The organism is Flavimaricola marinus, from assembly GCF_900184895.1.
Classification (GTDB): domain Bacteria; phylum Pseudomonadota; class Alphaproteobacteria; order Rhodobacterales; family Rhodobacteraceae; genus Flavimaricola; species Flavimaricola marinus.
This window is the reverse complement of the sequence record NZ_FXZK01000001.1, coordinates 355,908-370,901: the sequence shown is the minus strand read 5'-3', so window position 1 is coordinate 370,901 and position 14,994 is coordinate 355,908. Positions and strand designations below refer to the sequence as shown.

The 14,994-nt window shown below is 63.5% G+C and carries 15 protein-coding genes; 5 read left to right on the top strand and 10 right to left on the bottom strand.

Translation table 11 applies throughout. The features are described 5' to 3' along the window. Positions 1 to 156: 156 nt before the first annotated feature. The 6 genes from LOM8899_RS01865 to LOM8899_RS01840 form a co-directional block, all read right to left on the bottom strand. The gene (locus LOM8899_RS01865; RefSeq protein ID WP_093990453.1) at positions 157 to 1,248 is read right to left on the bottom strand and encodes an ABC transporter ATP-binding protein; all 1,092 of its coding nucleotides are present in this window, start codon (positions 1,246 to 1,248) and stop codon (positions 157 to 159) included. 4 nt (positions 1,249 to 1,252) lie between these two features. After that, positions 1,253 to 2,260 carry a glycoside hydrolase family protein gene (locus LOM8899_RS01860; protein ID WP_093990452.1) on the bottom strand — a complete coding sequence of 336 codons (1,008 nt, stop codon included), beginning with the start codon at positions 2,258 to 2,260 and terminating at the stop codon, positions 1,253 to 1,255. A gap of 18 nt (positions 2,261 to 2,278) precedes the next feature. Further along, positions 2,279 to 3,157, bottom strand: a complete 879-nt coding sequence (locus LOM8899_RS01855) for a carbohydrate ABC transporter permease (protein WP_093990451.1) — start codon at positions 3,155 to 3,157, stop codon at positions 2,279 to 2,281. Further along, positions 3,157 to 4,236, bottom strand: coding sequence for a carbohydrate ABC transporter permease (locus LOM8899_RS01850; RefSeq protein ID WP_093990450.1), 1,080 nt, complete (start codon positions 4,234 to 4,236; stop codon positions 3,157 to 3,159). Before LOM8899_RS01850 ends, LOM8899_RS01855 begins: the two co-directional genes overlap by 1 nt. 64 nt (positions 4,237 to 4,300) lie before the next feature. Continuing rightward, positions 4,301 to 5,563 (bottom strand): extracellular solute-binding protein, encoded by a 1,263-nt coding sequence (locus tag LOM8899_RS01845; RefSeq protein ID WP_093990449.1) that lies wholly within the window; start codon positions 5,561 to 5,563, stop codon positions 4,301 to 4,303. Next, the gene (locus LOM8899_RS01840) at positions 5,560 to 6,642 is read right to left on the bottom strand and encodes a LacI family DNA-binding transcriptional regulator (RefSeq protein WP_093990448.1); all 1,083 of its coding nucleotides are present in this window, start codon (positions 6,640 to 6,642) and stop codon (positions 5,560 to 5,562) included. Before LOM8899_RS01840 ends, LOM8899_RS01845 begins: the two co-directional genes overlap by 4 nt. A gap of 233 nt (positions 6,643 to 6,875) precedes the next feature. Here LOM8899_RS01840 and LOM8899_RS01835 point away from each other — a divergent pair, with 233 nt between their 5' ends. Both LOM8899_RS01835 and LOM8899_RS01830 read left to right on the top strand, forming a co-directional pair. Beyond that, positions 6,876 to 7,556: an alpha/beta fold hydrolase gene (locus LOM8899_RS01835; protein WP_168770440.1), complete on the top strand. Its 681-nt coding sequence runs from the start codon at positions 6,876 to 6,878 to the stop codon at positions 7,554 to 7,556. Between the two features lie 100 nt (positions 7,557 to 7,656). After that, entirely contained in the window at positions 7,657 to 8,109 is a 453-nt protein-coding gene (locus LOM8899_RS01830; protein WP_093990446.1) for a hypothetical protein, read from the top strand. Between the two features lie 27 nt (positions 8,110 to 8,136). On the opposite strand, the gene LOM8899_RS01825 is transcribed toward LOM8899_RS01830, so the two are convergent. Continuing rightward, the gene (locus tag LOM8899_RS01825; RefSeq protein WP_093990445.1) at positions 8,137 to 8,946 is read right to left on the bottom strand and encodes a division plane positioning ATPase MipZ; all 810 of its coding nucleotides are present in this window, start codon (positions 8,944 to 8,946) and stop codon (positions 8,137 to 8,139) included. Positions 8,947 to 9,490: 544 nt separating this feature from the next. Between LOM8899_RS01825 and LOM8899_RS01820 the strand changes: the two genes are divergently transcribed. From LOM8899_RS01820 to LOM8899_RS01810, 3 genes are all read left to right on the top strand, one after another. Beyond that, positions 9,491 to 10,783 carry a DEAD/DEAH box helicase gene (locus LOM8899_RS01820; RefSeq protein WP_093990444.1) on the top strand — a complete coding sequence of 431 codons (1,293 nt, stop codon included), beginning with the start codon at positions 9,491 to 9,493 and terminating at the stop codon, positions 10,781 to 10,783. Between the two features lie 323 nt (positions 10,784 to 11,106). Further along, positions 11,107 to 11,583 carry a hypothetical protein gene (locus tag LOM8899_RS01815; RefSeq protein WP_093991364.1) on the top strand — a complete coding sequence of 159 codons (477 nt, stop codon included), beginning with the start codon at positions 11,107 to 11,109 and terminating at the stop codon, positions 11,581 to 11,583. A gap of 9 nt (positions 11,584 to 11,592) precedes the next feature. Next, positions 11,593 to 12,249: a hypothetical protein gene (locus tag LOM8899_RS01810; RefSeq protein ID WP_093990443.1), complete on the top strand. Its 657-nt coding sequence runs from the start codon at positions 11,593 to 11,595 to the stop codon at positions 12,247 to 12,249. Between the two features lie 167 nt (positions 12,250 to 12,416). Here the strand turns inward: LOM8899_RS01810 and LOM8899_RS01805 are convergent, their stop codons facing one another. From LOM8899_RS01805 to LOM8899_RS01795, 3 genes are all read right to left on the bottom strand, one after another. Continuing rightward, positions 12,417 to 13,178, bottom strand: a complete 762-nt coding sequence (locus tag LOM8899_RS01805; protein ID WP_093990442.1) for a sugar phosphate isomerase/epimerase family protein — start codon at positions 13,176 to 13,178, stop codon at positions 12,417 to 12,419. Then, positions 13,175 to 13,654: a VOC family protein gene (locus LOM8899_RS01800; protein ID WP_093990441.1), complete on the bottom strand. Its 480-nt coding sequence runs from the start codon at positions 13,652 to 13,654 to the stop codon at positions 13,175 to 13,177. The genes LOM8899_RS01805 and LOM8899_RS01800 overlap by 4 nt, the downstream gene beginning before the upstream one ends. A gap of 80 nt (positions 13,655 to 13,734) precedes the next feature. Continuing rightward, positions 13,735 to 14,979, bottom strand: a complete 1,245-nt coding sequence (locus LOM8899_RS01795) for an ABC transporter substrate-binding protein (protein WP_093990440.1) — start codon at positions 14,977 to 14,979, stop codon at positions 13,735 to 13,737. Positions 14,980 to 14,994 lie beyond the last annotated feature (15 nt).

Below are 14,994 nucleotides of genomic sequence, written 5' to 3'. Positions count from 1 at the left end.
AATTTGCTAGAGTATTAGTGCACGTGAAGAGGCGTTAGGCTTTGGAGTCGTGTATCTGGGCCCACGCTAAAAGGGAGCCCCCAGGCTAATAGTGTTTGAAAGGGGAGGGAAACCTCCTCTTTCGTTTTTTCGGGCCTACCTGTCGGCGCACCGCCCCTAATGCGGGGCGGATTCCGGCAGCGGCTCGTTGGCAAACAGATGCGCCTGTGCGGCGTCAAAGACCAGCCCGATTTCCTCTCCCGGCTGCATCACGCGGTCCTCGCTGATCGCCGCGATGATGCGGGTCTGATCGGCCAGCGTCACGTCCACGACCGTCTCGGAGCCAAGCCGTTCGGTCAGCACGACCTTGCCGTGCAACATGCCCTCGGCAGGCGGAACGGGGCGCAGGTATTGCGGGCGCACACCGAGGATCGCCTTGCCGCCGACGGCGATGTCGCGGTCCTTGTGGGCCACCGAAATCGGCTCGAGCGAGACGTTGCGCACGGTGGCAAGATCGCCTGACTTGTCGGTCACGTCGACGGGGATGAAATTCATCGACGGAGCACCGAGAAATCCGGCGACGAACAGGTTCGCCGGGTTGTGGTAGAGCTCCATCGGCGAGCCTATCTGCATGACGAGCCCGTCCTTCAGGACCACGATCTTGTCGGCCAAAGTCATCGCTTCGACCTGATCGTGTGTGACGTAAATCATTGATGCAGATAGGGTTTGGTGCAACCGACCGATCTCCATGCGCATATCCATGCGCAGGGCGGCGTCGAGGTTCGACAGAGGTTCGTCGAACAGGAACACCTTCGGATCACGGACGATCGCGCGGCCGATGGCCACGCGCTGACGCTGTCCACCAGACAGCTGCGACGGGCGGCGATCCAGCAGATGCTCCATCTGCAGAACGCGGGCGGCCTCGGCCACCTTGGCGTCCAGCTCGGCCTTCGGGGTCTTGTTGATGGTCAGGCCAAAGGCCACGTTCTCGCGCACGGTCATATGCGGGAAAATCGCATAGGATTGAAACACCATGGCGATGCCGCGGTCCTTGGGCTGCTTGTCGTTGACGACGACACCGTCAATCTCAAGAGTGCCGCTCGTGATGTCCTCCAAGCCGGCAATCATCCGCAAGAGCGTGGACTTGCCACAGCCCGACGGGCCGACGAAGACGACGAATTCGCCGTCCTCGATGTCGATGTCCACACCCTTGATCACGTCGACAGAGCCGAAGCTCTTGCGCACATTCTTGAGTTTGACTGTTGCCATCTTTTTACTCCGCTGCTTGCGCATTGCGCCGGACGGTCAGCAGGCCGTCGGGGCCAACCTCCACCGGCTCTGGGTCCATGACGTGACCGATGAATGTATCCTTGCCGCTGTCGGCAAAGCCCATGATGACAAGCCCGTCGCCGGTGTCGAGGATACGGGCGGCATAGCGGCGGCAGGGCATGTCGCCGTCCAGAAACGGGCCGGGGGCGATGGACCAAGGGCCGCGCGGGTTGTCCGCGATCAGGTAGTGCGATCCGGTCACCGGGGGCTGCGGGTTGGCGGCGCGGTAGGCCTCCGACCACTGGTGGCCCGAGGTGCAGAACAGGCAATACCACTTGCCGCTGACCTCAAACACTTGCGGCACTTCGAGCTGGCCGAAACCGCCTGTGAAAACCGGGGGTTGCAGGGTCCAGTTGTACATGTCGGGCGAGGTGGCAAAGCCGATGCATCCGCCGGCATTCGGCTCTTCGATATCCGGGGCGCGGCCGGTGAAATACATCAGCCAGCCGTCGCCGTCGGGGTCTTTCATCACCCACGGGTCGCGCATCGCGCGGTCGTGCCAATGGCCGATCACATGCTCGGATTCATAGGCCTCGGCGGCGGGGCCGGACATATCGAGGCAGAGACCCGGATTGCCGGGAACCTGCTCGACCCGCTCCCACGAATGCATATCGGTCGAAGTGGCATGGCCGATGCGCTGATAGAGGCCCTTCTCGGCCGAGCCGCCACCGGTGTAATACAGATGCCACAGGCCGTCGGGGCCCTGGATGACCGAACCGGTCCAGGTGGTGGTGTCGTCGAAGGCCGGGCCCTTCGACGGGGCCAGACAGGTGCCCAGATGCTCCCAGTTGACCAGATCGTCGCTCACCGCGTGGCCCTGGCTCACGTTGAAATGGCGCAGGTCCGGGTCGCCGAGGGATTTGTCGGCCTTCAGGTAGTAGCCGTGCCACTTCTGGCCGTCATGGGCATACCAACTGTCCCAGATCCACTGATCTTTGAGGGCGAGAACCATAGTAGAAACTCCGAAAGGTCAGCCTTTGACACCGGTCGATGCGATCGACGCGATGAAGGCACGTTGCAAAACGAGATAGAAGGCGAGGACGGGCAGGGTGATCAGGCTGAGATAGGCCATGACCTCGCCCCACGCGATGTTGAGCTGGAAGAAGTACTGCAGGCCGACCATCACCGGGCGGTAGCTCTCCTGCTGCACCACGATCAGCGGCCAGAGATACTGGTTGTACATCACCAGAAACTTGAGGATTGCGGCCGTGGCGAGGACCGGGCCGGACAAAGGCATCACCACGCGGCGATAAATCTGAAGCCAGGTGGCGCCCTCGACGCGGCTGGCCTCGATCAGCTCGGCCGGCAGATCCTTGAAGTATTGGACGAAGAGATAGATCGTCAGGCCATCCGCGATGAACGGCACGATCTGGATGCGATAGGTGTTCAGCCAGCCAAAGGTCAGTCCCTCGGCTCCGATCCACGGCAGTTGCGACGCGATCAGCAGCAGCGGGATCGCGATGGTCTCGAAGGGCACGATCAGGGTGGCCAGAATGATCGACAGGACGACGCCCTTGCCGGTCCAGTTCAGGAACACGAAGGAAAATGCCGCCAGCGAACAGATCAGCAACGACAGAACCACCGTCACCCCGGTGACCAGCATCGAGTTGAACACGAACAATCCCACCGGGGCGCGGGCAAACGCATCGCGGTAGTTGTCGAAGCTCAGATCGCCCACCGGAAGGAACGCGCGCAACGAGCCGGTATCGCTCAGCAGTTGCTGATCCGGCTTCAGCGACGACATCACCATGAACACCAGCGGAAAGATGAAGATGATCGCGATCAGCGTCAGCACCATGTAGCGCACGACAAGGCGAAGGCGGTGGTTGTCTCCTGCAACGGCAGCCATCAGTTTTTCTCCCGTGTGAGGTAGCGTTGGATCAGGCTGATGGTCAGCACGATCACGAATAGGATCACCGAAATCGCCGAGCCGCCCGAGATATCCTGCTTGCCATAGCCGCGCTCGACGGCCTGGAACACGATGGTCTGTGTGCTGTCCAGCGGGCCGCCGTTGGTCATCACGTCGATCTGGGCAAACAGGGCAAAGGCCTGCATGGTGATGACGATCAGGATCAAAACGGCGGTGTTGCGCAGACCCGGCCATGTGACATAGCGAAAGCTCTGCCATTTCGAGGCACCTTCGATATCGGCAGCCTCATAGAGCGTGGGCGAGATCGTCTGCAGGCCCGAAAGCCAGATCACCATGTGAAACCCGACGGCCTGCCAGATCGACATCGCCATGATCGACGGCAGGGCCGTGGCGGGGTTGCCCAGCCAGTCCCGGCCCTCGAAGGCGCCAAATGTCAGACCGCTCAGCAGGTTGTTCAGCAAGCCGTCGTTGCCGTCATAGATAAACCGCCAGAGCAGCGACACGACGACGATCGAGACGACGACCGGCATGAAATAGATCGCGCGGTAAACGTTGATGCCCCGCAGACGCTGGTTGATCAGCAGGGCGAGGCAGAGCGCCAGACCGGCCTGCACCGGGGCCACCACGATCACGAACAGGACCGTGTTCACGATGGCTTTCATAAAGACGACATCGCGGGCGAGCACATAGGTGCGGCTCTCGTCATTGCCCCACGAAAACCACTCGCGCATCCCGTCGATGCGGGGGTAGTCGGGGTTGTTGCGGGTGTAGCCGCGCAGACGGGGAAACTGCGCTTCGCCGTCGTCGTCAAAGACAATCGCGCCGATGTCGTCGCGTTCACTCTCCAGCGTGATCATGCCGACACCCAGCAATTGCTGGTAGTTCGCCAGACCGACGAACTGGGTCGGGTTGGGCGAAATCAGGCGCTGATTGGTGAAGGACAACGCAATCGCAAAGACAAAGGGCAGGATGATGAACATGACCATCAGACCAAAACCGGGGATGGCGAACGCCCATCCTGCTCGGTTCGATTGGGTCAACTTGGTGCCCTTTGCCATTGCGGATGCTCCTGTCGGGTGAATGGGTAGGGTCCGGCGCCACCTGCGCCGGACCCCTCGTGGATCAGTTGTGACCGTAGCCGGAGTTGGCTTCGATGTCGTTGTCGATCTCGTCGACGGCGGCATCGAGCGTGTCGGCAACGTCTGCGCCGTTGGCGATATCGGCCAGCGCCTTCTCGAACACCTTGGCGGCGACGACGTAGCCCGGGGTCACCGGACGGACGAGCGCCTGCGCTTCGGTCAGTTCAAAGAACACGGCCATCGGGCCACCGTCGGCATAGTTCTCGGTCATCTGCGCCGAAGACGCCGTTGCCGGGATCAGGCCGATGCCGTTCGAGAAGTCGGCAAGATACTGGTCCTGCAGAGCAAACTCGATGAACGCGGCGGCACCGTCAGGATGCTCGGAGGTGCCGGACACGCCGAACTGCCAGCTTGCGGCACCGATCTTGGGGCCGTTGCCAAAGTCGGGGGCCGGCAGGAACAGGGTGTCGTCATGGGCGTTCAGGGCGTTCAGCGCGGCCCAGTTGCCGTTCCAGCTGAAGGCATACTTGCCCTCGACAAAGCCATTGTCGCGGTCGGCCGGGTCCTGGCTGGTGCCGGGGGCATAACCTTCGGCAAACAGGCTCTGCCACCACTCACCGAATTCGAGGGCGGCATCGCCGTTGAGCGCGCCTTCGGCGGTCAGATAGGTCGAGCGGTCGACGATGTCGCCACCGAAGGATTGCAGGAACGGGCTGAAGGCATAGGGATACCACTCACCGGTCCATGCCATGCCGAGATCGAAGGCATATTCGTAATCGCCAGAGGCCTTTGCGGCGTCCAGAGCGGCCATGAATTCTTCGCCGGTCCAAGGCTCTTCCAGCGTCGGTGTGCGCAGACCGAGCGCGTCGAGGGTCGACTGACGGGTGACGAGGGCGACGGCAGCGTCCCACAGGCCGATCGAATACAGTTCACCGTCCCAATAGCCCTTGGGGCCGGGGAGGAAGTCTTCGATCAGGCTCTCGTCGAGCGGCAGCGGCTGCATGTAGCCGGCCCATGCCCAGTTCGGCATGACGGGGCCGTCGACGTCGAGGATGTCGGGCAGGTTGCCGGCCAGTGCCGCGGCGACGACGCTGTCGTTGTAGGCGCCCTGCGGGAACGACTCGAGGCTCACCGACCAGTCGGACTGGCTCGCGTTGAAGTCGGAGACGATCTGGTTGATGATATTGCTCTCAACCTCGTTGCCGGCGCCGTGGTACCACATGGTCAGCTCGGTCTGAGCAAGCAACGGGCTCGCCAGCATCGTGCTCAGCGTCAGCGCGCCTGCGGTTAGTTTCAGATGGTTCATGAAGAAATCCTCCCTTGGGTGTTCATGATGTGCAGATTGGACGTGTCCTTGGCCGACCCGCGCCAGATGACGGAGCCGGACACAAGAATGGGCGAGGCGGACAGCATCGGCTGTCCGTCAATGAGGGACATGAGGGTCTCCGCGACGCGGGCCCCCATCGCGGTATAGGGCAATTCGGCCGTGGTCAGCGGCGGATAGAGGGTCTCGGCGATGGTGCGATAGTTGTCATAGCCGCAGACGCTGATGTCTTCGGGAATGCGCAGTCCGCGGGTGCGCAGAATGCCGTAGACGCGCATCGCCATCTCGTCGTTCCCACAGCACAGCACCGTCGGCGGATCGGAAAGCTCCATCAGGCGCTCGATGGCATCCCACAACAGCTGGCTGGGCTGGGTCGGACTGTCGAGATAGCCCGACACCACGAGTTTCGGATCGACGCTCAGGCCGGCTTCGGCATGGGCCGCATGGTAGCCTTCGGTGCGCAGGCGCGTGGCCTCCATGTCGCGCGGCAGGGTCAGATAGCCGATCCGGCGATGCCCGGCACGGATCAATCGCTGCACGAGGCTCTTCTGGCCGCGCATGTCGTCGGGCAGGACCGACGGCGTGCCATGCTTGTCGAAACAGTTGGCCAGCACCAGCGGGCAACCGATGCCGATCTTCGGCAATTCCAGTTCCCGGTGAAAATCGGCAACGTAGATCAGCCCTTCGACGCGGTGCTGCAGAAAGGTCCGGATCAGGCCGGGCACGCGCTCGCCGCGGCCGCCTGAATCGGCGATCATCACGGTCAGGTTCGACCGGGAAATCGCGCTCTGAATGCCGTGAAGGATCAGCAATTCGGGTAAGCCGCGGGGATTGGTGTCCTCGGCGGATTGCGAAATCGCGCCCGTGATCACTCCGATCAGGCCCGACCGGTTCGATCGCATCATGCGGGCGGCGGTTGAGGGGACATAGCCGAGCGTGTCGATCGCCGACTGCACCGCCTCGCGGGTGTGCTTCTTAACCGGCGCGTCCCCGTTCAGCACGCGGCTGACCGTTTTCGGAGACACGCCTGCATGGCGCGCAACATCGTAGATCGTGGCCATCAGCTCCCCCCTCGGTGCCTCTCCAAAGGCACCGCCAAATCACCGGTTTGCGCATCGATCCGCGTATGACACCGGTGTCATGACATCGGTGTCATACGCGATTCGGATCACACCGGTCAAGCGGGTGCAACACCGCACCGCGCAATTCCCTCACTGGTTGCAAGCGGTTGCTCGGGCGGGGGCTCGGTCGAATTCGGCTTCGCGCGGCCGGGATGTGGTGCGAAGATTGGGCCATGGACGATACGATCTGGATACACGGCGCCGCGCTCAACAGCGGCACATGGCAGCCGGCGCCGCCGGGGCGCTGCATCGACCTGCCGGGGCACGGCGCGGCGGCACGGATCGCCGATCCGACGGTTGGGCACTTTGCCGATGCGGTGGCCGCCGACCTGCCGGAGCGGTTCGCCCTCGTCGGGCATTCGCTGGGGGCGATGGTCTGCATCGAACTGGCCGCCCGGATGCCCGAAAGGTGCCGGGCCCTCGTGCTCGTCGATCCGCCGCTGCGTATGCCGCTGGGGCTGCTGCGGCGACACGGGAGCACGCTGGCCCGGATCGTGACCCGCGTGCCGGGGCCGCGCGGGATCGCGGCGCTCATGGCGCTGCGGGTCGAGCGGCGGTCGGAGCGGCCGCGGGTCCGGCAGGCCATCGGCGCGATGAGCCGGGAGGGGCTCTGCGACGCGATCTGCGCGGCGGCGGCCTTCGACGGGAGGGCGCATCTGACGGGGCTGACGATGCCGACGCTGGCGCTACTGGGCAAGCGGAGCGTCCTGACCGGACCGCGGACGGCCGCGACATTGCGGCGCGATCTGCCGCAGGGCACCGTCGAGACATGGGACACAGGGCACATGATCCCCTTCGACGCGCCGGACGCCTTCTTCGCCCGCGTGTCGGGCTTTCTGGGCGAACACAGCTAAGCCACAAGACTTGACCCTGCGTCATTCAAATCCCCCGTTTGTGTCATGGGACCGCCCCAATTTGCGGCTAGACCAGAATGAACCCATGCGGAGTCGAGATATGAAACCTCTTGTTGCCCTCGTTCAAAAAGCTCTCGGAGTCGGCCCCTTGCCATATCTCGCGCTCGCGCTTGCGATCATCGTGGCGGGCGTCATCCTGCAGATGCGTTTCCCCACGGCCGAGAATCTGGCAGGCGGGCGGAGCATTTTCGGCCTGATGGCGCAGATCGGCGGCGGCGTCGGCCTGTTCGGCCTGCTGACCCTGTCTTTCAACGGCAACGGCAACGGCGGCGAGGCAATCCCGCATGACGTGCCCACCAGCGCCGTCGAGGCGCGGATGGACGTGGTTCCGGGACGGATCAAGCCGGCGCGGCCCGGCGCCAGCGGCCCCCAATCGGCGGCTGCGGGGCGGTTGCCTGCGCTCAAGTCGTCGCCAGCGGCCAAGATGGGTTTGCGGATGGCGCGTCAATTCGGCACCCGGATGCTGACACAGGCGCTGCGCCGCAAGGCCTAGCGCGCGGTCAGGGGCGTCGCCGAAAGTCTAGAAATCGACGGTCACGCTGGGCAGGTTCAACGCCCGGATCAGATCGCGCAGCTCCTGCCGGGCGGCGACGTTCGAAATGTTGAGCTTTTCGACACCCACATCGCGCAGATCCAAAAGCGTCAGACCACGGGGAAACAACTCGCGGAAAATCACCCGCTCGTTAAAGCCGGGGGCGGTGCGAAACCCGATCCGACGGGCGAGCTTGTTGATCGCGGCTTCCATCTTCTGCTTGTTGACCATGTTCTGCGCCCCCAACCGGTTGCGGACAACGATCCAGTCGATCGGCTCCAGCCCGGCTTGCGCGCGCAACTGGCGGGCGTTCCAGACCATCTCGGAATAGACGCTGGGGCCCTTGATCGTCTCGCCGTCGGTGCCGACATGGGCGAGCAGGTCGAAATCGATGAAACTGTCGTTCAGCGGGGTGATCAACGTATCGGCCAGCGAATGGGCCACCTGTGACAGGCGGGTGTGACTGCCGGGGCAGTCGATCAGGATGAAATCGCTTGCAGGCTCCAGCCGGGCGACGGCGGCCGACAGGCGGTGATCAAAGATGTTCTCGCCGGGGCCAAGCTGATCCTGGCTGACCTCGGGCAGATCGGCATAGGCGGGGGTGGGCAGGTCAAGCCCTTGATCGGCAAGGTATTCCTTGCGGTTGCTGATATAGCGGGCCAGCGATTTCTGGCGCAGGTCCAAATCCAGCGTGCCGACCTTGTGGCCCATCCGGACCAAGGCGGTCGCCACATGCATCGACACGGTCGACTTGCCCGCGCCGCCCTTTTCATTGCCCACGACGATGATATGCGCCACTGCTCCGGCCCTTTTCTTTCTTGATCCATAGTGCCCAGCCGCCTCATGGATGGGCGGATTATACGGGTCCAAGGCCACTAGGGGAAGCCGGTCGTCGGCGCAAGTGCTGCGGTGCGGCAGCACGGCATCAGGGGCAGGGTGGCGGGGACGCCTCGGGCGATGACGCCGGTGATTGCTCCGAAACAGCGGGCAACAGAGGCCGAAACCGGGGCGGAGGCGGCTCCCGCGACCGGGGCGGTGCGGGGCCACGCGGGCCGTCCGCCGCACAGCAGCATTGACTTAACGCGAACAAACCGCCATGTGTCCCTCAGACCAAGGCCCCCGCTGCCGCGTGAGCAGCGCCCATCATCATGTGGGCAAGGCAATGGATCAACCACAGGTTCCCATCTTCACGCAAGGGGCCGCGCCATGACGGCATTCGGGGCATCCGGCCCCGAGGTCAGTTTAGCCGGCGCAACCCTTCGCCGCCTTTGCCCATCCGGGGCAGGGGCACAACCTTATTTGGGGCCTGCCTGAAGGCTCCTGACATGAACAGGACATCCTTATGGATTTCGATATGCTGGGCCTCGCGCCCCGCCTGATTGCGGCTTTGGCCGATCAAGGCATCACTGAACCAACCCCGATCCAGACCCAAGCGATCCCGCATGCCATGAACGGGCGTGACGTGATGGGCCTTGCGCAGACCGGCTCGGGCAAGACGGCGGCCTTCGGCCTGCCGATGATCGATACGCTGATCAAGGACGGCGGCAAGCCCGCTCCGAAATCGGCCAAGGCGCTGGTGCTGGCCCCCACGCGGGAACTGGCACGGCAGATCGCTGACAACCTGGAGGCCTACACCAAGGGCACCCACCTCAAGGTGGCGCTCGTCGTCGGCGGGGCCGGGATCGTCGGTCAGACGCGGCGGATGGAAAAGGGCGTATCCCTGCTCGTCGCCACGCCGGGCCGCTTGATCGACCTTCTCGACCGCAAGGCCGTGACGCTCTCCGAGACGCGCTTTCTGGTGCTCGACGAGGCCGACCAGATGCTCGACATGGGCTTCATCCACGCCCTGCGCCGGATCGCGCCGCTGTTGCCGTCGGAAAAGCAGACCATGCTGTTCTCGGCCACGATGCCCAAGCAGATGGAAGAACTCGCCGGGGCCTTCCTTCGCGATCCGGTCAAGGTGCAGGTCAATCCTCCGGGCCAGGCGGTCAAGCGGATCGAGCAATCGGTCCATTTCGTCGCGCAAAAGGCCAAGGGCGATCTGCTGATCGAACTGCTCGACAAGCACCGGGACGAGCGGGCGCTGGTCTTCGGCCGGACCAAGCACGGCATGGAAAAGCTCTCCAAGCTGCTCGGCGCCAAGGGCTTCGCCGTGGCCTCGATCCACGGCAACAAGAGCCAGGGACAGCGGGACCGGGCGATCACCGACTTCAAGTCGGGCCGGGTGCGGGTTCTGGTGGCCACCGATGTGGCGGCGCGGGGGCTCGATATCCCCGACGTGAAGCACGTCTATAACTACGAACTGCCCAACGTGGCCGAGAACTACGTGCACCGGATCGGGCGGACGGCCCGCGCCGGGGCCGATGGTGCCGCGATCGCCTTCTGCTCACCCGAGGAGATGAGCGAACTGCGTGACATCCAGAAGGCGATGAAAGCCGACATCCCCGTGGCCTCCGGCCGGCCTTGGGAGGTCGAGCCCGGCGCCAAGAAGAAGAGCGGCGGCGGCGGTGGTCGCGGGCGGCGGTTCGGCGGTGGCGGCGGCGGCAAGCCGGCCAACGCGGGCGGCAAGCCCGGCGGTCAGAACCGGAACCGTCGGCGCACCGGCGGCAAAGGCCCGGCACGCTCGGCCGCCTAAGCGTTCCACAAGCACGATGCAAAAGCCCCGCAGGTCATCCGACATGCGGGGTTTTTCTATTCAGGTGCCTGTCCGTCTTGAGCCGTCATTTCCATACTTATGTGCCGCCGCGAACGTCTGGTTTCCGGCAAGAGCAAACTGATGTAAGGTAGAGAGACAGCTTTGGGACGGTCCCGTTCGCCGGTATGTCCAATCGGATCAACCAGCGGACCCCAGGTCTGATGATGCTGGTTCTCGACTTGTGATTTGTCTTGTTTGCCACGCCAATTGATCCATAATCGTCGGATTATCAAAATTCTGTTTTGCCACGGATGGAGCCGTTCATGACTCAGGTCTTACAGATTGCCGCAATTGCTATCGCAACCTTTGGCACTGGCGCTGCGACCCTCTCGGTGATGAATGAAGATATCCCCGATCACGTCGTGCCTGACGGTGATTGGGCTGCAACCGGTGCGTTGGACGGGATGACCTTCCGCATATATGGCGGGGATGCCGACAGTGGCGCAGTGCTGGAAGACGACATCGTCTTTCGGGATGGCACGTTCCTGTCGGTTGATTGCGAGAATTACTGCAACTTCGGCTGGTCCGACTATCAGACCAAGGAAATCGACGGGGTGATGTACTTTACCACCACGGCGATCTGCCCCGATGCCCCGCACACCGTGGTGTGGTACGGCATGATCACCGGCGATGAGGTTTCGATCGAAGGCACCTGGACGACCCGGCGCTGGTATTGGACCAACCAGATCGCCATTCAGGCTACGGGCACGGCAACCCCGCCGGAGGCGGTGTCTGGCTGAGCCGCGCACATGCGGTCCAAGGAGCTGACCGTCTCCAGCCTGATCCTCAGGGTCGGCATCTTGGTAGGCTTCGTCGTGCTGGCCACATGGGGCGTGCACATGATCCGCGACGCTCTGGACCTTCAGATTAGGCCCGACAATGAGCAGCAGGTTCACAAGGCCATCATGGTCGGTGCCGTGGCCTATGTTGGGCTGCTTGCGATGCCGTTCGTGCCGGGGGCCGAGATCGGCATTGCGCTGCTCGCCGGTTTCGGCGCGGCGATTGCGCCTCTGATCTACGTCTGCACGGTCGCTGCCATGATGCTGGCCTTCTCGATCGGACGGTTCTTGCCGATCAGTGCGCTGGAGCGGGTCTTGCAGGTCTTGAGGATGCGGCGTGCAGCCGCGCTGGTGGCCCGCGCCGCACCGTTGTCGAAGGACGAGCGCGTTGCGATGCTTCTCGAAGGGCAGTCGACCCGCGTTCTCGGTCTTGCCCTGCGGTATCGCTATGTCGCGATGGCGGTCGCCGTGAATACGCCCGGCAACTCCATCATTGGCGGCGGTGGCGGCATCATGATCATCGCGGGTCTGAGCGGGATATTCACGCCGCTTTCGACCTTTCTGACGGTCATTCTCGCTGTGTCGCCAGTGCCATTGGCTGTGATCTTCCTCGGCCTTCAATTCTGAACTTCGTTCACCGCAGCGATAGCCGCGACGTGCGTGTCCATCCGGCAGCGGGCAACAATGACGGGCTTGTCCGCAAATCGGCCGACACCACGGACTGAAGCTGTGAGCCGAGGGTCAGATGTCTTGCCGATGCCGACCGGCCCCAATCGCGCCAAAGGGCCGGCCAATCACAGACCGGCCGAGCGCAGATAGTCGAAAGAACGCTTCGCAAAACGTCGCCAATCGCTGGGATTGTCGTGCTCGGTGCACAGGTGATGGGCGGCGGTCTGGCGAAACAGCGGCGCGAGGGCAGGCCAGTCGATCACGCCGTCGCCAGTGGCGGCCCAGCCGTCCTCTGCGGTGGTGCCTTCGGGGGCGAGGTCCTTGGTCTGGATGACGAGGATGCGGTCGGCATAGCGGGCCAGTTCGGCGGCGGGATCGGCACCGCCGCGGGTGATCCACCCGCAATCGATCTCGAAATAGACATCGGGGGCGGCAAGGATGTGATCTATCGGGCGGGTCCCGTCGGGCAGGGGAGCATACTCGAAGGCATGGTTGTGCCACAGAACCTTGAGGCCATGCGGCGCGGCGGCCTCGGCGCCCTTGGCCAGAGCCTCGCCGATACCCTTCCAAAAGTCGGCCGTCGGGCGGCGCTCCTCTTCGTGAACGAAGGGGGGGATCATGTAGCGGGCGCCAAGGGTCTGGGCGATCTCGATATAGCGGTTCGGCTCATGCATCAGGCCGGTCAGAGGCATGTGAAACCCGAAACAGGCAAGGCCGGCGTCGTCGAGGGCACGGCGAAAGGCGGCGGGGTCGGCCTCGTAGGCGGGCAACCACGGCTCGATCGCGTCATAGCCCATCGCCTTCAATTCCGGCAACTGTGCCTCAAGAGGCGGGAAGTTGCGGGAGGAATAGAGCTGATAGGCGATGGGATAGGGGGCACCGGTCATGGCTGCGGCTCCATATCCTTGTTGAACTCCAGCAATTCGACCATGACGCCCAGATCCTTGACGGTGTCGTAATAGGCATAACGGCCGTGGCCGCCGTCGAATTCGCCGCGCTGCAACAGGGCATGGCCCTTGCCGGTCAGATAGGCGTCGCGCTTGGTCAGGTTGCGGGTGCGAAAGGCGATGTGATGGCAGCCGGGGCCCTTCTCTTCGAGAAGATCGCGCCACGCGCTCTTTTCCGGGCCGGGTTCGAGGAATTCGACGTCGATGTTGCCAAAGGCGAACATGCGGATCTTGCAGCCGACGGTGGCGGGCTTGCCGTGATAGATCGCCTGCGCCTCCTCGGGATCGGCGGCGGCGCCTTCCTTGGGAAGGGGCTTGCCGGTGAGGTCGGCGAACCACTGCGCTGATTTCAGCGCGTCATGGGTGACGAAGCAGATCTGCATCACGGCATCTTCGTCGAGCAGGCGGGTATCCATCGGTAAGCTCCGGAATTCGGTGGGAAGATATGGCGGCCCGAGGCATATGCCCCGAACCGCCCACCCAGGGAGGGGGTGTTTCAGTAGAAGATCACGTCGTGCTGGTCGTGCAGCGCGGCGATGGCGTCATCGACGGACATCTCCGGGTCGGACCAGAAGTTGAACGCGATCTCCCAGACAGAGTTGGACCAATCGGCATCCACGGTGACCGAGGGGTTGTTTACCTGACGGTCATTGTCGGCCAGCAGTTCGAGAACACGCTGCGAGCAGACGTCCACGGTGGACAGGTCCACGTCGTCGCGGACCGGGGTCGCGCCCTTGACGGATGCGAATTCGGCGTTGACGACCGGGTCGGTCACGGTCTGGGCAAACAGCATCTGAGCGGCGTCGATCTCCGGCTCCTGGCCGCCGAGGGCGCCCCAGCCGTCAACCGTGACCGCCACGGCGCGGTAGCCGGGGATCGGGATGCAGCCAAAGTCGGTGCCCGGCTCTTTGCCGGCGGCGCGCCATTCGCCCTTCATCCAGTCGCCGTGGATCTGCATCAGGGCCTGACCGGAGATGACGTTGTTGGTGGTCATGTTCCAGTCGCGGTTGACCGAACCGTCATCTGCGGCCTGCTGAAATTTGCGCAGCCATTCAAAGACAGAGCGGACTTCGGCGGTGTCGAAGGCGGCTTCGTCGGGTTCGAGAGCGTAGAACTGGTTATAGATCTCGGGGCCTGCCAGCGTGGCCATCAGGGCATGGGTCAGATAGCCGATCTGCCATTGCTGCGCACCCACGGCGAGCGGCACATAGCCGGCCTCGGTGATCTTGTCGAAATCGGCCAACATGTCGTCGAGCGATCCCCACGACGTCGGGTCGACACCGGCGGCTTCAGCCACCTCAAGATTGTAGTAGACCATCCCGTCGATATGCACGCCGAGCGGCATCTTGCGGATTTCGCCGTCGATCGTGATGGCGTGGCGCACGGCGTCCGAGAAATGCTCCAGCGCACCGGATTCCTCGAAGGCTGCTGTCATGTCGCGGCCAAGGCCCATCTCGGTCAGGTCGCGGTAAACGCCGGTGTTGTTTTCCGAAAAGATGTTCGGAGGCTGGCCGCCGATTACGAGGTTGAGCAGGCTGACGCTCGATCCCGTGTCGTGCGGAATGGTGATGTCGATCCAGTTGATCCCTTTTTCGGCCACCGCTTCATGCAGAACGTTCAGGGCCGCGACTTCGGCCGGCGAGGACCAGCTTTGGAAGACCACAAGGTCTTCGGCATGGGCCGACAACGTAGAGACGCCAAGCAACAGCGCCGCGTTCAATGTCATAGGTGCGAGTTTCATGTCTTTCCTCCCAGA